10 protein-coding genes are annotated in these 18,176 nt (G+C 59.7%); 8 read left to right on the plus strand and 2 right to left on the minus strand.

What is annotated here, in order from left to right; genetic code table 11:
* The first annotated feature begins 35 nt into the window (after nucleotides 1–35).
* The 6 genes from lepA (at nucleotide 36) to pdxJ (ending at nucleotide 6,092) form a co-directional block, all read left to right on the plus strand.
* Nucleotides 36–1,832, plus strand: coding sequence for a translation elongation factor 4 (gene lepA, locus ACP7D9_RS19760; RefSeq protein WP_016771564.1), 1,797 nt, complete (start codon nucleotides 36–38; stop codon nucleotides 1,830–1,832).
* Nucleotides 1,833–1,841: 9 nt separating this feature from the next.
* Nucleotides 1,842–2,696 carry a signal peptidase I gene (gene lepB / locus ACP7D9_RS19765; protein ID WP_101159339.1) on the plus strand — a complete coding sequence of 285 codons (855 nt, stop codon included), beginning with the start codon at nucleotides 1,842–1,844 and terminating at the stop codon, nucleotides 2,694–2,696.
* A 169-nt stretch (nucleotides 2,697–2,865) separates the two neighbouring features.
* Complete coding sequence (gene rnc, locus ACP7D9_RS19770; protein ID WP_024011703.1) at nucleotides 2,866–3,555, plus strand: ribonuclease III; 690 nt, start codon at nucleotides 2,866–2,868, stop codon at nucleotides 3,553–3,555.
* Complete coding sequence (gene era, locus ACP7D9_RS19775) at nucleotides 3,548–4,450, plus strand: GTPase Era (protein ID WP_003221935.1); 903 nt, start codon at nucleotides 3,548–3,550, stop codon at nucleotides 4,448–4,450. The genes rnc and era overlap by 8 nt, the downstream gene beginning before the upstream one ends.
* Nucleotides 4,451–4,619: 169 nt before the next feature.
* A complete protein-coding gene (recO, locus tag ACP7D9_RS19780; RefSeq protein WP_101159340.1) occupies nucleotides 4,620–5,309 on the plus strand; it encodes a DNA repair protein RecO in 690 nt (229 codons plus the stop codon).
* 39 nt (nucleotides 5,310–5,348) lie between these two features.
* The gene (gene pdxJ, locus ACP7D9_RS19785) at nucleotides 5,349–6,092 is read left to right on the plus strand and encodes a pyridoxine 5'-phosphate synthase (RefSeq protein ID WP_426159269.1); all 744 of its coding nucleotides are present in this window, start codon (nucleotides 5,349–5,351) and stop codon (nucleotides 6,090–6,092) included.
* Between the two features lie 127 nt (nucleotides 6,093–6,219).
* On the opposite strand, the gene mltF is transcribed toward pdxJ, so the two are convergent.
* Entirely contained in the window at nucleotides 6,220–7,680 is a 1,461-nt protein-coding gene (gene mltF / locus ACP7D9_RS19790) for a membrane-bound lytic murein transglycosylase MltF (RefSeq protein ID WP_101159342.1), read from the minus strand.
* A gap of 285 nt (nucleotides 7,681–7,965) precedes the next feature.
* Here mltF and purL point away from each other — a divergent pair, with 285 nt between their 5' ends.
* Nucleotides 7,966–11,862 (plus strand): phosphoribosylformylglycinamidine synthase, encoded by a 3,897-nt coding sequence (gene purL, locus ACP7D9_RS19795; protein WP_426159271.1) that lies wholly within the window; start codon nucleotides 7,966–7,968, stop codon nucleotides 11,860–11,862.
* 5 nt (nucleotides 11,863–11,867) lie between these two features.
* Nucleotides 11,868–12,179, plus strand: coding sequence for an NGG1p interacting factor NIF3 (locus tag ACP7D9_RS19800; protein WP_426159273.1), 312 nt, complete (start codon nucleotides 11,868–11,870; stop codon nucleotides 12,177–12,179).
* A 255-nt stretch (nucleotides 12,180–12,434) separates the two neighbouring features.
* On the opposite strand, the gene ACP7D9_RS19805 is transcribed toward ACP7D9_RS19800, so the two are convergent.
* Nucleotides 12,435–18,170, minus strand: a complete 5,736-nt coding sequence (locus ACP7D9_RS19805) for a membrane-targeted effector domain-containing toxin (RefSeq protein WP_426159274.1) — start codon at nucleotides 18,168–18,170, stop codon at nucleotides 12,435–12,437.
* Nucleotides 18,171–18,176: the final 6 nt, after the last annotated feature.

Here is an 18,176-nt window from a genome sequence, read left to right on the forward strand (position 1 = left end):
CGGGCCAAGCCTGCAGCCTTTTTGAGTGTTGATCCGTGAGTGATTTGAGTCATATCCGCAATTTCTCCATCATCGCCCACATTGACCATGGCAAGTCGACGCTGGCTGACCGTTTCATCCAGATGTGCGGCGGCCTGGCCGAGCGTGAAATGGAAGCCCAGGTACTGGATTCCATGGATCTTGAGCGTGAACGCGGGATCACCATCAAGGCCCATAGCGTTACCCTCTATTACAAAGCCAAAGATGGCATCACGTATCAGCTGAACTTCATCGACACCCCGGGTCACGTCGACTTCACCTACGAAGTCAGCCGTTCCCTGGCTGCGTGCGAAGGTGCATTGCTGGTGGTCGATGCGGGGCAGGGCGTCGAAGCCCAGTCCGTGGCCAACTGTTACACCGCCATCGAGCAGGGCCTGGAGGTCATGCCGGTACTGAACAAGATCGACCTGCCACAGGCCGAGCCGGATCGCGTCAAGGACGAGATCGAGAAGATCATCGGCATCGACGCCACCGACGCCGTCACCTGCAGCGCCAAGACCGGCCTGGGTGTCGACGAAGTGCTCGAGCGTCTGGTGCACACCATCCCTGCGCCGACCGGCAACATCGAAGATCCGCTGCAAGCGTTGATCATCGACTCCTGGTTCGACAACTACCTGGGCGTTGTTTCCCTGGTTCGCGTGCGCCACGGTCGCGTGAAGAAGGGCGACAAGATTCTGGTCAAGTCCACCGGCAAGGTGCACCTGGTCGACAGCGTTGGCGTGTTCAACCCGAAACACACTGCCACCGTTGACCTCAAGGCCGGCGAAGTGGGCTTCATCATCGCCAGCATCAAGGACATTCACGGTGCGCCGGTCGGTGACACCCTGACCCTGAGCTCCACGCCTGATGTGCCTGTGCTGCCGGGTTTCAAACGCATCCAGCCACAGGTTTACGCCGGTCTGTTCCCGGTCAGCTCCGACGACTTCGAGGATTTTCGCGAAGCGCTGCAGAAGCTCACCCTGAACGACTCGTCGCTTCAGTACACCCCGGAAAGCTCCGACGCGCTGGGCTTCGGCTTCCGTTGCGGCTTCCTCGGCATGCTGCACATGGAAATCATCCAGGAGCGTCTTGAGCGCGAGTACGACCTGGATCTGATCACCACCGCGCCGACAGTAATTTTCGAGCTGGTGCTGAAAACCGGTGAAACGATTTACGTCGACAACCCGTCGAAGCTTCCGGATGTGTCGGCAATCGAGGACATGCGCGAGCCAATCGTGCGCGCCAATATTCTCGTGCCGCAGGAACACCTGGGCAACGTCATCACCCTGTGCATCGAGAAACGCGGCGTTCAGGTCGACATGCTGTTCCTCGGTAATCAGGTGCAAGTCACCTACGACCTGCCGATGAACGAAGTGGTCCTGGACTTCTTCGATCGTCTCAAATCCACCAGCCGCGGCTATGCTTCGCTGGACTACCATTTCGATCGTTACCAATCGGCTAATCTGGTGAAACTGGACGTGCTGATCAACGGCGACAAGGTCGATGCCCTGGCATTGATCGTGCACCGTGACAATTCGCACTTCAAAGGTCGCCAGTTGACCGAGAAGATGAAAGAACTGATTCCTCGTCAGATGTTCGACGTGGCGATCCAGGCCGCCATCGGCGGTCAGATCGTGGCCCGGACAACCGTCAAGGCACTCAGAAAGAACGTATTGGCCAAATGCTACGGCGGTGACGTCAGTCGTAAGAAGAAGCTGCTCGAGAAGCAGAAGGCCGGTAAGAAACGCATGAAACAGGTCGGCAACGTGGAAATTCCACAGGAAGCCTTCCTCGCCGTGCTCAGGTTGGAATAATCAGGTCCTATGTCGCTAAATTTCCCGCTGTTGCTGGTCATCGCCGTGTTCGTCTGCGGCCTGTTGGCGTTGCTTGATCTGCTGTTCCTGGCACCGCGTCGGCGGGCTGCCATTGCCTCGTATCAAGGCAGTGTCAGCCAGCCCGAGCCTGTGGTGGTCGAGAAGCTGAACAAAGAGCCGCTGCTGGTCGAATACGGCAAGTCGTTCTTTCCTGTGCTGTTCATCGTGCTGGTTCTGCGTTCGTTCCTGGTGGAGCCGTTCCAGATTCCGTCCGGCTCGATGAAACCGACCCTGGATGTCGGCGATTTCATTCTGGTGAACAAGTTTTCCTACGGCATCCGCTTGCCGGTGATCGACAAGAAGATCATCGAAGTCGGTGATCCGCAGCGCGGTGATGTCATGGTGTTCCGCTACCCGAGCGACCCGAACGTCAACTACATCAAGCGTGTGGTCGGCCTGCCGGGTGACACGGTGCGTTACACCGCCGACAAGCGTCTGTTCGTCAACGGTGAGTCGATTGCCGAGAAAATGGTCGGCGCCGAACCGGGCACGCTGGGCAGCGCTGAACTCTACAAAGAGAAGCTGGGCGCCGCCGAGCACCTGATCCGCAAGGAAATGAGCCGCTATCGCGCCACGCCGGATCGTTCGTGGACAGTGCCTGCCGGGCATTACTTCATGATGGGCGACAACCGCGACAATTCGAACGACAGCCGTTACTGGGATGATCCGAACATTCCCAAGGACCTGCTGGGCATGGTTCCCGACCGCAATATCGTCGGCAAGGCCTTCGCGGTCTGGATGAGCTGGCCGGAGCCGAAACTCAGCCACCTGCCGAATTTCTCGCGGGTCGGCCTGATCAAGTAATCAAACACGGCGCTGTTGACCACAGCGCCGAATGCATTTCTGGAGCCGGCACAATCGGCTTCGCAATCGCCAGGATCTTTTTTTTGAACACAGCGTTAATTGTCCCAGGCCTGCGCCGTACCCCGGCGATGGCAGTGGAAACCAGCCACGAACTCAGCGTGGGTAAACCGTGAGCGTTTCTCTAAGCCGTCTCGAGCGCCAGCTCGGTTACACCTTCAAGGATCAGGAGCTGATGCTGCTGGCCCTCACGCACCGCAGTTTTGCCGGACGCAACAACGAGCGTCTGGAATTCCTCGGCGATGCCATCCTCAACTTCGTCGCTGGCGAGGCGCTGTTCGATCGTTTCCCGCTGGCCCGCGAAGGCCAGTTGTCGCGTTTGCGCGCGCGCTTGGTGAAAGGTGAGACGCTGGCCGTACTGGCTCGCGGTTTCGACCTCGGCGATTATCTGCGTCTGGGGTCGGGTGAGCTCAAGAGCGGTGGTTTCCGCCGTGAATCGATCCTCGCCGATGCCCTCGAAGCCCTGATCGGTGCGATCTACCTCGACGCCGGCATGGACGTCGCCCGCGAGCGCGTGCTGGCCTGGCTGGCCGGCGAATTCGAAGGCCTGACGCTGGTCGATACCAACAAGGATCCGAAAACCCGCTTGCAGGAACATCTGCAATCGCGCGGTTGCGAACTGCCACGCTACGAAGTGGTGGATATCCAGGGCGAACCGCACTGCCGAACCTTCTTCGTCGAGTGCGAAGTGGTCTTATTGAATGAAAAAAGCCGAGGTCAAGGCGTGAGCCGTCGTATTGCCGAACAGGTAGCGGCCGCCGCAGCATTGATTGCCCTGGGCGTGGAGAATGGCAATGACTGATACAAACGCAACTCGCTGTGGCTACGTTGCCATCGTCGGCCGTCCCAACGTCGGCAAGTCGACGTTGCTCAATCACATCCTCGGGCAGAAACTCGCGATCACCTCGCGCAAGCCGCAGACCACGCGCCACAACATGCTCGGCATCAAGACCGAGGGCGACGTGCAGGCGATCTACGTCGACACCCCGGGCATGCACAAGGGCGGCGAAAAGGCCCTGAACCGTTACATGAACAAAACCGCTTCGGCAGCGTTGAAAGACGTCGACGTGGTGATTTTCGTGGTCGACCGCACCAAGTGGACCGAAGAGGACCAGATGGTCCTCGAACGCGTGCAATACGTCACTGGCCCGCTGATCGTTGCGCTGAACAAGACCGATCGCATCGAAGACAAAGCCGAGCTGATGCCGCACCTGAGCTGGTTGCAGGAACAGCTGCCGAACGCGCAGATCATCCCGATTTCCGCGCAGCACGGGCACAACCTCGACGCGCTGGAAAAGGTCATCGCCGATCACCTGCCGGAGAATGATCACTTCTTCCCGGAAGACCAGATCACCGACCGCAGCAGCCGTTTCCTTGCCGCCGAACTGGTGCGCGAGAAAATCATGCGCCAGATGGGCGCCGAGCTGCCGTACCAGATCACGGTCGAAATCGAAGAGTTCAAGCAGCAGGGCAAGACCCTGCACATCCACGCGCTGATTCTTGTCGAGCGTGACGGCCAGAAGAAAATCATCATTGGCGACAAGGGCGAGCGCATCAAACGCATCGGCACCGAAGCGCGCAAGGACATGGAGCTGCTGTTCGACTCCAAGATCATGCTCAACCTGTGGGTCAAGGTGAAAGGTGGCTGGTCCGATGACGAGCGCGCGCTGCGTTCGCTGGGGTATGGCGACCTGTAACAGCCCCGGTTTTCTCATACACCAGAGAACCCTTGTGGGAGCGGGCTTGCTCGCGAAGGCGGGGTATCAGTCGATACATTCTTCGACTGATACCCCGCCTTCGCGAGCAAGCCCGCTCCCACATTGGGTTTATGTTGACTCAGGAATGCGTTTTTTCATCGAGAACTCAATGTCGCAAAACCCGCCTCCCGCCCAATCCGCCTACGTCCTGCATTCGCGCGCCTACCGCGAATCCAGTGCGCTGGTCGACTTCCTCACGCCACAAGGGCGGCTGCGGGCGGTGTTGCGCAGTGCGCGGGGCAAGGCCGGGACGCTGGCGCGACCGTTTGTGGCGCTGGAGGTCGAGTTCCGTGGCAAGGGTGAGCTGAAAAACGTCGGGCGCATGGAGAGCTCTGGCACCTCCGCCTGGCTCAACGGCGAGGCGCTGTTCAGCGGTCTCTATCTCAACGAACTGTTGATTCGCCTGCTGCCTGCCGAGGATCCGCATCCTGCGGTGTTTGATCACTATGCCGCGACCCTGTTGGCGCTCGCCGAAGGCCGACCGCTTGAGCCATTGTTGCGCTCCTTCGAGTGGCGGCTGCTGGATGATCTTGGCTACGGTTTTTCCATGAATACAGACATTCATGGCGATCCTGTTGCTGCGGACGGTCTCTATCGCCTGCAAGTCGATGCCGGACTCGAGCGGGTTTATCTGTTGCAGCCAGGCCTGTTCAACGGCACTGAACTGCTGGCCATGGCCGAGGCCGACTGGTCGGCGCACGGTGCGCTGTCGGCGGCCAAGCGTCTGATGCGCCAGGCGCTGGCAGTCCATTTGGGCGGGCGTCCGCTTGTCAGTCGCGAGCTGTTTCGCAAGCCCTGATATGCTGTGCGCCGAATTCTTCCCTTCAGGAGCGCACTCGTGACCACCAGCAATCGCATTCTTCTTGGCGTGAACATCGACCACGTCGCCACCCTGCGTCAGGCCCGTGGCACGCGCTACCCGGATCCGGTCAAGGCGGCGCTGGACGCAGAAGAGGCGGGGGCCGATGGCATCACCGTGCACCTGCGCGAAGATCGCCGGCACATCCAGGAACGCGACGTGTTGCTGCTCAAGGATGTGCTGCAAACGCGCATGAATTTCGAAATGGGCGTCACCGAAGAAATGATGGCGTTTGCCGAGCGTATTCGCCCCGCGCATATCTGCCTGGTGCCGGAAACCCGTCAGGAGTTGACCACTGAAGGTGGCCTGGATGTGGCGGGACAGGAGGAACGCATCAGGGCTGCGGTGGAGCGGTTGTCGAAAATCGGCAGCGAAGTATCGCTGTTCATCGACGCCGACGAGCGGCAGATCGCCGCCTCCAAGCGCATCGGTGCGCCGGCGATCGAACTGCACACCGGGCGCTACGCCGATGCCGAAACTCCCACCGAAGTGGCCGAAGAGCTCAAGCGCGTCGCTGATGGCGTGGCGTTCGGTCTGGCTCAGGGCCTGATCGTCAATGCCGGACATGGCCTGCATTACCACAACGTCGAAGCAGTGGCGGCGATCAAGGGCATCAACGAACTGAATATCGGCCACGCGCTGGTGGCGCATGCGTTGTTCGTAGGGTTCAAGTCCGCCGTGTTCGAGATGAAAGCCCTGATCCTGGCCGCGGCCAAGGTTTAAAGGCCAGCGCGTAACAACTATGGGAGCGGGCTTGCTCGCGAAAACGGTGGGTCAGCCAAAGATGATGTCGACTGACACCGCGCATTCGCGAGCAAGCCCGCTCCCACAGTTGGATTTGAAGTGTTGGTTAGAGCGGGGCAGGTTCCTGCGCCGGTTTCGATTTGTCGATCGCCGGCACATGCAGGTTGCCCTCGGCCACCTGATCGCCTTCAAGCTGCGGCTGGGTCACCCAGGTCAGGATGTCGTAGTAACGACGAATGTTCGCCACGAAATGCACCGGTTCGCCGCCGCGGGCGTAGCCGTAGCGGGTCTTGCTGTACCACTGCTTCTGCGACAGGCGCGGCAGTATCTTTTTCACATCCAGCCACTTGTCCGGATTCAAGCCTTCCTTCGCCGCCAGCTTGCGTGCGTCATCCAGATGGCCGCTGCCGACGTTATACGCCGCCAGGGCGAACCAGGTGCGGTCCGGTTCCTGGATCGAATCGTCGAGCTGATCCTTCATATAAGCCAGGTACTTGGCGCCGCCCATGATGCTCTGCTTGGGATCGAGGCGGTTGGACACGCCCATCGCCTGCGCGGTGTTCTGGGTCAACATCATCAGGCCGCGTACGCCGGTTTTCGAGGTCACCGTCGGCTGCCACAGCGATTCCTGATAGCCGATGGCCGCCAGCAGGCGCCAGTCGACTTTCTCTTTCTTCGCGTAGTTCTTGAAGTGCTGTTCGTATTTCGGCAGACGCTGCTGCAAATGCTGGGCAAAAGTGGTGGCGCCCATATAACCGAGTACATCGACATGGCCGTAGTAGCGGTCTTTCAGGCGTTGCAGGGTGCCGTTTTTCTGAACCTTGTCCAGATACGCATTGATTTCATTGAGCAGGCTGTTGTCTTCGCCCGGGCCAACCGCCCAGCTCTGGCTGCGCGCGTCACCAAGGTCGAAAGCTACGCGGATATTGGTGAAGTACACCTGGTTCATCGCCACTTCGTTGGAGTCGACCAGCGTCAGGTCAATCTGGCCTTCATCGACCATGCGCAGCAGATCGACCACTTCAACTGCGTCGGATTCTTCGTACTCGATGCCGGGATATTTCTGCTTCAGTTCGGCCAGTTGCTCGGCGTGGGTACTGCCCTTGAGCACGGTGATCTTCTTGCCGACCAGATCCACCGGATCGGTGGGGCGCGACTGGCCGTTGCGGTAGATGATCTGCGGGGTGACTTCAAGGTAGGAATGGGAGAACCGCACCTGCTTCTTGCGTTCATCGCTGCTGACCAGACCGGCGGCCGCGAGCACCGGGCCGTTCGGCTTGCCGACCTGATTGAACAGGTCGTCGAGATTGTCGGCGGTCTCGATCTTCAATTCGACGCCCAAATCGTCGGCGAAACGCTTCACCAGCTCGTATTCGAAGCCGGTTTCACCGCTGCGATCCTGAAAGTAGGTGGCGGGGCTGTTGCGGGTAACCACCCGCAGCACACCGTCCTCCTTTACGCGCTCGAGTGTGTTGGGTTTATCAACACAACCACCGAGCATCAGGAAGAGTCCGGTTGCGATCAGCCATTTGGCGTATCGCGGACGCAAAGCCGTTGGGAAAAACATCTGCGCAGTATACGCAAACGGCCACTGGCGCCATATCTCGACAGCGTAGGACGAGTCTGCTAGCGATCACAAATTCGCGCGAAATACCTTGAGAACGGGCCTTCAGGGCACTTTGTTACATAAAAAATAAGCCGCGCTGAAACGCCCGATTTACCTGACTCCGAAGGCAGAAACACAGATTGCTACCCGAGTGCAACCGTGCGTAGCGTTTCGGGTGATGTTGAGGTCGGTTTAGGCTAGAATGCACGGCCTCAAAGCACACCCCTTCCCGAGGCTGTCCCGAAGATGTTGATCCTGCGCGGCGCTCCTGCCCTTTCTGCCTTTCGCCACAGCAAACTCCTTGAGCAACTGAGCCAGAAGGTTCCAGCTGTCAGTGGCCTGTATGCTGAATTCGCTCACTTCGCCGAAGTCACCGGCGTCCTGACCGGCGACGAACAGCAGGTGCTAGCGCGCCTTCTGAAGTACGGCCCAAGTGTTCCGGTTCAAGAGCCGACCGGCCGTCTGTTTCTGGTGTTGCCGCGTTTCGGCACCATCTCGCCGTGGTCGAGCAAGGCCAGCGACATCGCCCGCAACTGCGGCCTGAGCAAGATCCAGCGCCTGGAACGCGGTATCGCCTTCTATGTCGCCGGTGAGTTCAGCGAAGCCGAAGCCCAACTGATTTCGGACGCACTGCATGACCGCATGACCCAGATCGTGCTGGCCAACCTAGAACAGGCCGCCGGTCTGTTCAGCCACGCCGAGCCGAAGCCGCTGACCGCGATCGACATTCTCGGTGGCGGCCGCGCTGCACTGGAAAAGGCCAACACTGAACTGGGCCTGGCCCTGGCCGAAGACGAGATCGACTATCTGGTCAACGCCTTCAACGGTTTGAAGCGCAACCCGCACGACATTGAGCTGATGATGTTTGCCCAGGCCAACTCCGAGCACTGCCGTCACAAGATTTTCAACGCCAGTTGGGACATCGATGGTCAGAGCCAGGAAAAAAGCCTGTTCGGCATGATCAAGAACACCTATCAGATGCACAGCGAGGGCGTGCTGTCCGCTTACAAGGACAACGCTTCGGTGATCGTCGGCAACGTTGCCGGCCGCTTCTTCCCGAACCCTGAAACCCGCCAGTACGGTGCGGTGCAGGAGCCGGTGCACATCCTGATGAAGGTCGAAACCCACAACCACCCGACCGCGATCGCCCCGTTCCCGGGTGCATCGACCGGTTCCGGCGGCGAGATCCGTGACGAAGGTGCAACCGGTCGCGGCGCCAAGCCAAAGGCCGGCCTGACCGGTTTCACTGTATCCAACCTGCAGATCCCCGGCTTCGAACAGCCGTGGGAAGTGCCGTACGGCAAGCCTGAGCGCATCGTTACCGCACTGGACATCATGATCGAAGGCCCGCTCGGCGGCGCCGCGTTCAACAACGAATTCGGTCGTCCGGCCCTGACTGGCTACTTCCGTACCTTCGAACAATCGATCACCACTGCGCACGGTGACGAAGTGCGCGGTTACCACAAGCCGATCATGCTCGCTGGCGGCATGGGCAACATCCGCGAAGAACACGTCAAGAAAGGCGAGATCGTCGTTGGCTCCAAGCTGATCGTGCTCGGCGGCCCGGCGATGTTGATCGGCCTGGGCGGCGGCGCGGCTTCGTCGATGGCTACCGGCACCAGCTCGGCGGATCTGGACTTTGCTTCCGTGCAGCGTGAAAACCCTGAAATGGAGCGTCGCTGCCAGGAGGTCATCGACCGTTGCTGGCAACTCGGTGACAAGAACCCGATCAGCTTCATCCACGACGTCGGCGCGGGCGGTCTGTCCAACGCCTTCCCGGAACTGGTCAACGACGGCGACCGCGGTGGCCGTTTCGAACTGCGCAACATTCCCAACGACGAGCCGGGCATGGCCCCGCACGAAATCTGGTCGAACGAATCCCAGGAACGTTACGTGCTGGCGGTCGGCCCGGAAGACTTCGAGCGCTTCCAGGCGATCTGCGAACGCGAGCGTTGCCCGTTTGCCGTCGTCGGCGAAGCCACCGCCGAACCGCAACTGACCGTGACCGACAGCCACTTCGGCAACAACCCGGTGGACATGCCACTGGAGGTGTTGCTGGGCAAGGCCCCGCGCATGCACCGTTCGGTGGTTCGCGAAGCTGAATTGGGCGATGACTTCGATCCGTCGAACCTCGACATCACCGAGTCCATCCAGCGCGTTCTGCATCACCCGGCCGTGGCGAGCAAGAGCTTCCTGATCACCATCGGCGACCGCACCATCACCGGCCTCGTCGCCCGTGATCAGATGGTCGGCCCATGGCAAGTGCCGGTCGCCGACGTTGCCGTCACCGCGACCAGTTTCGACGTCTACACCGGTGAAGCGATGGCGATGGGCGAGCGCACGCCGCTGGCTCTGCTGGACGCCCCGGCATCGGGCCGCATGGCGATTGGCGAAACCATCACCAACATTGCCGCCTCGCGCATCAACAAGCTTTCCGATATCAAACTGTCGGCGAACTGGATGTCGGCGGCCGGCCACCCGGGCGAAGACGCGCGTCTGTACGACACCGTAAAAGCGGTCGGCATGGAGCTGTGCCCTGAGCTGGGCATCACCATTCCGGTGGGCAAGGACTCGATGTCCATGGCCACCCGCTGGAACGACAACGGCGAAGAAAAAACCGTCACCTCGCCGATGTCGCTGATCGTGACCGGTTTCGCGCCAGTGGCTGACATCCGTCAGACCCTGACCCCGGAACTGCGCATGGACAAGGGCACCACCGACCTGATCCTGATCGACCTCGGTCGCGGGCAGAACCGCATGGGGGCTTCGATTCTTGCGCAAGTCCACGGCAAGCTCGGCCAGCACGCACCGGATGTCGATGACGCCGAAGACCTGAAAGCCTTCTTTGCGGTGATCCAGGGCCTCAACGCCGACGGTCACCTGCTGGCGTACCACGACCGTTCCGACGGCGGTCTGCTGACCTCCGTGGTGGAAATGGCGTTCGCCGGCCACTGCGGTCTGAGCCTGAACCTGGACAGCGTTGCCGAATCCGCCTCGGAAATCGCCGGCATTCTGTTCAACGAAGAACTGGGTGCGGTGATCCAGGTTCGTCAGGACGCCACCCCGGACATCCTCGCGCAATTCAGCGCCGCCGGTCTGGGCGACTGCGTGTCGGTGATCGGTCAGCCGATCAACAATGGCCAGATCAACATCACCTTCAACGGTGACACCGTGTTCGAAGGCCAGCGGCGTCTGCTGCAGCGTCAGTGGGCCGAGACCAGTTACCAGATCCAGCGTCTGCGCGACAACGCCGACTGCGCCGAGCAGGAATTCGACGCGCTGCTGGAAGAAGACAACCCGGGTCTGAGCGTCAAGCTCAGCTACGACGTCAACCAGGATGTCGCCGCGCCTTATATCAAGAAAGGCATCCGTCCACAGGTTGCCGTGCTGCGCGAGCAGGGCGTCAACGGTCAGGTGGAAATGGCAGCCGCGTTCGACCGCGCCGGTTTCAGCGCGATCGATGTGCACATGAGCGATATCCTCGCCGGTCGTGTCGATCTCAACGAGTTCAAAGGCCTGGTGGCCTGCGGCGGTTTCTCCTACGGCGACGTGCTCGGTGCCGGTGAAGGCTGGGCCAAGTCGGCGCTGTTCAACAGCCGCGCCCGCGACGCATTCCAGGGCTTCTTCGAACGTAACGACAGCTTCACCCTCGGCGTGTGCAACGGTTGCCAGATGATGTCCAACCTGCACGAGCTGATTCCGGGCAGCGAGTTCTGGCCGCACTTCGTGCGCAACCGCTCGGAGCAGTTCGAAGCGCGCGTGGCGATGGTGCAGATCCAGGAGTCGAGCTCGATCTTCCTGCAGGGCATGGCCGGTTCGCGCATGCCGATCGCCATCGCCCACGGTGAAGGTCACGCCGAGTTCGCCAGCGAAGAAGCACTGCTGGAAGCCGATCTGTCCGGTTGCGTGGCGATGCGTTTTGTCGATAACCACGGCAAGGTCACCGAAGCCTACCCGGCCAACCCGAACGGCTCGCCGCGGGGCATTACCGGCCTTACCAGCCGTGACGGTCGCGTGACGATCATGATGCCGCACCCGGAGCGGGTGTTCCGCGCGGTGCAGAACTCGTGGCGCTCGGAAGACTGGAACGAAGATGCACCGTGGATGCGTATGTTCCGTAATGCCCGTGTCTGGGTGAACTGAGGCCTGTGTTCAAGCTCGCATTTTTCGTTCCCGACAGTCATGTCGAGGTGGTCAAGGACGCTGTGTTCGCTGCCGGTGGCGGGCGGATCGGTGACTACGACCACTGTGCGTGGCAAGTGCTTGGCTCGGGTCAGTTTCGGCCGCTGGATGGCAGTCAGCCGTTTATTGGTGAGGCGGGGCAGGTTGAGCGGGTCGAGGAATGGAAGGTTGAGCTTGTTGTTGCGGATGAGTTGATTGTTGCTGTTGTGGCAGCGTTGAAATCGAGTCATCCGTATGAGATGCCGGCTTATGAGGTGTGGCGGCTGGAAGATTTCTGATCTTTTGGCTGCTGAAACGGGAAACCCGCAGATGAGTGATTGTCTGCGGGTTTTTTGTTGGCCCCGATTTTGTGGATGAATTCATTCCACTTCGGGGAGCCAGCCTGACAGCCGACCAGTTTTTTCCAATGTGCTCGGTTGAAACTGTGGGAGCGAGCCTGCTCGCGAAGGGCGATGCAGAGTCACCACCACGGCATAAAAAAACCACTGAGCCTCTAAACCCAGTGGTTCTGAAAACGTGCGAGCGAACCGGCGTTACGTCACCTGCGTCAACTTGGCGTCTGTAACAAGCATTTCGATCAGCGTGCGTAGATATTTGAACCCTTGATCTTTCTTCTCCCAGCGATCGATGAACAACAAGCCTTTGTCATTCACCTGAATCGGCGTGACAACGATGTCGCCGGTCTTGGATTTATGCACCAGGCGAACTCCGCTCGAGCCCTCATGCTCGATCAGGAACAGCCCGGGATGAGTTAACTTGCTGCGGCTGACAGACGTCGTCGCGGCAGGCGTTTTTGTTCCGGCAACGGCTACTTCCATGAGGAAATCGCTTCGCAGGCCACGGAATTTGGCTCCGCCTTTTTGAGTCGCATCTGCGACGATTTCCCCTGCGCCGTGGTGAATATCTCTGGCCAGCTCAGCGGTGGTGTCGCGCACGTGGAGGCTGGCAGCAGACAGGGTGTCCGCCAGGCCCGGTACGCCGAGATTGTAATTGGTGTGCGCATTGCCAATGAGCGCCACCCATTTATGCGGCCCGTTCGCCAGTTGGTCGGCCTCGATCACCTGGGTTGCGAAATAGCTGAACATCTCGTTTCGCGAAACAACTTCGTCCGAAAGGCCCTTGGTGTGGTAAGACGCCGTGCAATCGAGCGCTTTGATCCGGACATTGTATTTGGCCGCTGCCTGATAGACCTCGGTGTACGTATCGTTACCGGCATAGCTGGGCATGTGCCCAAGATCCTGATTGCGCAAATAAGCTTTGAGCCTGTCCGGCATGCGCTGGGTCTGTAGAAACATATTCAGATCGGCCTGATGCAAATCGGTCAATACATGCTCCACGTACAGCGTGTCGTAACCGGCTTGCTTGAGCGCCTTCATGTGCTTTTTCAGCAGCGCTTTGCTCGATACATGTGCATGGGCTTCGCCGATCAGCAGGTTCAGGCGCCGCTCGGACAATTGCTGCAGGAAAGCTTCGAATGAAGTGTCAGACGTAAGCGATGGCAGAATCGGCGCTTCGGGAGGGAGGTAGTCGGTAAACGTGTCTCTGGCCTTTTTCTCCAGACGCGTGCGATTGGCGATGAAGGCGTCATAGGCCACTTGTTCACTGGGTGCAACCGGGCGGTAGTGTGAATCCATTGAGTACGGTTTATTCAACATTTGTGTGATGTCGTCACGCAGCGATGGAGCAATGTCGTAGTCGCTGAAATGATCAACCACGGGGACAGCTGCCGTTGGCTTCGAGACCGGTTGGGGAGCTTTATACGCGGTCGGTGTCTGTACAAGGTAGTCGCCCCTCGCCGCCGGATCCCCGGCGATCGAACCTGGCGAATCCAGGCCCACCCGTTGGGCCTGGTTCAGGTCGATGTCTTCAACACGCAGGGCAATGGCATCGTGCAGGTCGGCCAGACCCGGCGTGTTATCGAAGGTGCTCATGCGTGATTGTTCGGTGAGGACGATCCAGCGTTCGTCAGTTGCATCAGCGATATCGGCCGATAGCGTCTTGTGCGAATAGAAATTTCGGATGCTGTTGCTGCGCGGGGTCAATGGCGAGATATCGGCCATCACCATGGCGTGTTCCAGTTGATAACTGGTCGAGGCGTCGAGTGCGTGGATCGTCAAGCCCTGTTTCCGAGCGGCTTGCACCAGTGCCAGATACGAGTATGGCGCACCTTTCTCATGCCCCAGTGCGCGGTCAACCGCTTTGAGATGGGTTTCGATGTGCCTCCAGGTGCCACCCTTGTTCATTTTCTCCAGTTTGAGGTTAAACACATCCCCCGCCAGATACTCGACATACAGGCGCTTGAAACCGATAACAGCCAGTGCGTCCATGTCATCGATCAGCAATTGTTTGCTGGCGATAGAACCGGGTTGGGCGCCGATCACCAGGTTTTTCCCTTTGAATGCGTCGCTAGCGATCAGCTGTGCAGGTGAGAGATCAGCGGCAACCGCCGAGACTTCGGCGCGAGCGGGCAGCGGGGCGAGCTCGGCGAAATGACGGGTCGCATCGGTGGTGAGTTTTTCGACCTGTTTCACGTAGGCGGCGCGGGTCGAGGCGAGTTGATCGACTGCACGGATCAGAATCGCATGGGGATTGGTGCCCATGTAGTCTTGACTGCGCATGATGATGTCCCCTCGGGTCTGTGGATTCATCACTATTTCTACGCGCTGCCGGTATTTGTCCGCCACGCCGTAATCCTTGTGCGGGCCCGGTGTCTCTGGCACGGCGTCGTACTTGGGCGCGCCGCCGGCCACTCCGCTGCGTACCATCACGCCATCTGCATTGGGCACTACCAGAATGCCGGTCGAGAGGAGGTACGGTGAGTTCGGCTGATGTCGATAAAGCAGATAACGCCCGAGCGCGTCCGGATTGTTCCCCGTATGGAACATTTGACCTCCGAACACCACCACACGCATGTCGTCCCACTTGGGCTCGGGCGCGACCTGATCGACCAACGTCACGACATTCTGCTGTTCGTCTGCGGCACTGGCGATCGCTTGGCGCAACGGTCGACGTACGGGCTTGAGTGAGCGCAAGGCAGGGCGCAAATCGGTCAGCACCGCGCCGGTACTGTTGAACAAGTAACCGAGAAAATGCCGGAAGGCTTCGCCATTGTTGCCCTGGCGATAAGCGTGCATGGCGAGCATGGCGTCCTTGAAGGCCAGCAGCAGGCCGGTGCTCAAACTCAAGAGCGGGAACGGCGCGGTGGCAATCGCGGCGAGCCATTCGACACTGGTCCAGATCAGCCCGGCGATCATCTCGGCGCGACTGGTGGTGGTGGCATGGACGTTGTCGATCCGCCGTTGCAGCTTCATGTTGTACAGCGCTGCGCGCAAATCGCTGACGGCAGCGGTGGCGGGTGTCGAGTCGTAGCGAGCCGGGCTTGGCGTGGTTTTGTTAAGGTCTTTGGGCAGCTGTTTTTTCGCATTTTCGAGGAACGTTCGCACGCGCGTTTGAGCACTCACGCCAACCCGGGATGTGAGGTATTCGATCATCCCGGCCTGCTGCTGGAGCAGGTAGTTGAACAGCCGCGCTTCGCGAAACCTGACGCCGTCTGGCGCGTCCGGGGTATAGAGCAGCACGGGGTTATCGGCATGGCTGAACAGCCATGTATCGATCACCCATTCGCCGTCGATCATCAGGCGATGGATGGGAAACTTCGTGCGAATGGCACCAGAGCTTTCGTCCATGCTGCTGATGCTTTGCTCCAGCCACAGCAGATCCTGGCTGGCGATATGACCTTGCAGTTGGCATTCCAGCGCGGCGCTTTTCAACTGACGCTGAGTGATCGCCAATGTCGTATTGCGTCTGAACTCGTAGCCTTCGCTCGTCGAACTTTGCAAATCACTTTTGACCTTGTTGGTGTAGCGTTCTCCGATCCATACACCGGTGACCGAGCGCGCCACATTCTGCGCGGTCAGGCTGCTCAAATCGACGCCCGGCGGGCCTTTGAAGCGGGCCGAGCGAGAAAATTTCTCGTCGAGAAAACCGACGCCATCGGCATAACCGTCGCGATACAGCTGTGTGTACGAGAGCGGTTTAGGGGTCAATGCGGGCACGATGGACATCGGCGAATAAGCCCAGACAGTATCCGGGTCGACATCGTTGGCCGAGCGCTTGAGCAGGTGGTTCAGACTGATTCTGGCCTGCTCGTGTACATAGTCATCAAACGCCGGGAAGTGGCTGCCGGACAAGGCGTGCTGGTTGAATGCGAGCAACGCGCCTTCGGCCTCTTCGCTCAGGGTCGCAAGCTTTCTACGGTTGGCTGCGGTGGTCGAGCGATACCACAGCGGTGTGCTGAGGTCGTAGTCATCAACGCGGGTAGCGAGCACATGTTCGGCCATTGCCTTCAGGCAAAGAAGATGGTCGCCACAGTTGTCGAAAGTGACCTTCTGGTGTTCCAGCGCTTCTGGCTTGAAACTCAGGCCCGCCAGAACTTTGCGCAGCGTGGGGCGAAAGCGCATCGGTGCGCGGCTGATCAGGTAGCCCGCCATGCTGTCGGCGCTATCGCTGTGTTTCGCCCAGCCTAACAGGTGGGTCTGGCATTCACGTTCACTGCCGAAGGCCTGGAACTGTTGCTCGCGAGGGGCCTGCGGCGTGCACAGCAAGATGCGCTTGATGGCGCCACTGGCGTCGCTCTGGCGCAGCACCCACAAATCCTGCAGTTGTGCTCCGTGCAGCGACAGGGTGGCGGCGCGCAGGTGTGGATCGCCGCCGCTGCGCAAGCGCTGGATCATTGGCAGATCACTGTCGAGCAGGTGCCCTTGCAGCACAGCCGTATGGGCGAGGGCGACGATACGTTGATCGAGCATTTGCTCAATGGCGGGTTTGATGGCGGCTCGGGCGTGCATGTCTTTTTGCAGGCGATTGAAGGCAATGCGCGGTTCCAGGGTCATCGCTTGTTTGACCAGCCATGCCGGCGTCAGGTCAGCATGGTCTGGTGACAAAGGTGCGCCGTCATAGGTGAGGGTGGTGTAGCTCAGAAATTGCGAACCTGGCAATTCATCATCAGTGTGTGGGCCACGCAAGGCCAGATCGAGCAGATTGCCTTGATGCACATAAACCCCGTACCCCGGCACCCGACGGTCAGTGCTGATCTGCAGTTTTTCCGGTTCGAGATCGTCGATTTGCAGATCATCGCTCAGACGTTCCAGCCATTGCTGACGAGCCAGGGCCATCAGGGTACCCACGGGCTCCATGTGATCCAGCAAGTGTTGCCGTGCCTGCTGGTAGTTGCTCAAGTGCTGCGCCAGTTCGAGCTGTTTTGCGCTGCTGGCGCTGCGGTACCAGTCCGGTGCGCTGTAGCGCAGGTGGCGTTCGAACAGGGTTTGTGCGCGTAACTCCAGGCGTGGCGTCAGATCCGGCAGGGCGACGGCGATCGCTTTATCGAGCGCTGCAAGCAACAGCGCAGGGTCTTCCAGCAAGTTGTCAGCGAAGCTGAAGGCACGCTCGATATCCTGCGTACGTTTTTCAATCAGCGCATCGTAGGTATGTTCGACCAGAGGTTTGCTGTCGATGGACGCGAGCGAAAGTGGCCAGATCCCTGCCGCGCCGATGTCGTGGTAGCGCGTCGGTAGCAATTGCATGAATTCAGCCCGGCTGCTGCGCTGGTCCAGCGACGCACGCAGGTGGGTGTCGAGATCGGCCAGGGAATCGAAGGACTCGATGCCCCGTGCGGGAGTGAACAATACGGCGTAACCGACGCTCTGATCTGTCAGCAGATCGCTGACTCGTGGGCTGTCCTTTTCCGTAACCACAAAAGCGCCCGCCAACTCGACCGTGGTGTCCTGATAAGTGAATTGCAGGGCGTAAATGGCGGGGCGCAGCATCGGTCCCAGGTCGAGTTTATTCAGCAATTCGCCGGCTTGCGGAGGGAGCAGGCGATCGCTGACAGCTTGCCGTGCTTCGTGGCCGATGGCAGTGAAACCGGCATCGTATTTGAGGAAGGTTTTCGCAGGCTTGCCATCGATCAGGTCGCGCAGGTCCATGTTGATCAGTTGGGTGTTGAGCCTGATCTTCAGCGTCGCGATGAGCTGCTTGCCGGCGGCGCTTTGCAGGTCGCTGGATTCCAGCGTCTGGTAGAGCGCGCGGCTGCGTTGCAGGTAGCCGGTGCGGTAGGTTTTCAGCTGCTCGTTGAGCTTTTTCAGGTAGGTCTGTTCGGTGGTCGGTTTTTCTTCGGGTAGCAATGGACCGGGTACCTGAAACAAGTAATCGCCGATCTGGTTGAGGTCACTTTTGACCTCTTCGGCTGTGGGGGCTTTGGGCGTGCTCATGGGCAC

The sequence above is a fragment of the Pseudomonas sp. TSRC2-2 genome (assembly GCF_049897785.1).
GTDB lineage: Bacteria > Pseudomonadota > Gammaproteobacteria > Pseudomonadales > Pseudomonadaceae > Aquipseudomonas.

What these genes read in the sequence shown, in the direction of transcription:
- lepB (WP_101159339.1), top strand. Translation starts at nt 1,842, where the DNA reads ATGTCGCTAAATTTCCCGCTGTTGCTGGTCATCGCCGTGTTCGTCTGC.
- era (WP_003221935.1), top strand. Translation starts at nt 3,548, where the DNA reads ATGACTGATACAAACGCAACTCGCTGTGGCTACGTTGCCATCGTCGGC.
- recO (WP_101159340.1), top strand. Translation starts at nt 4,620, where the DNA reads ATGTCGCAAAACCCGCCTCCCGCCCAATCCGCCTACGTCCTGCATTCG.
- mltF (WP_101159342.1), bottom strand. Translation starts at nt 7,680, where the DNA reads ATGTTTTTCCCAACGGCTTTGCGTCCGCGATACGCCAAATGGCTGATC.
- purL (WP_426159271.1), top strand. Translation starts at nt 7,966, where the DNA reads ATGTTGATCCTGCGCGGCGCTCCTGCCCTTTCTGCCTTTCGCCACAGC.
- ACP7D9_RS19805 (WP_426159274.1), bottom strand. Translation starts at nt 18,170, where the DNA reads ATGAGCACGCCCAAAGCCCCCACAGCCGAAGAGGTCAAAAGTGACCTC.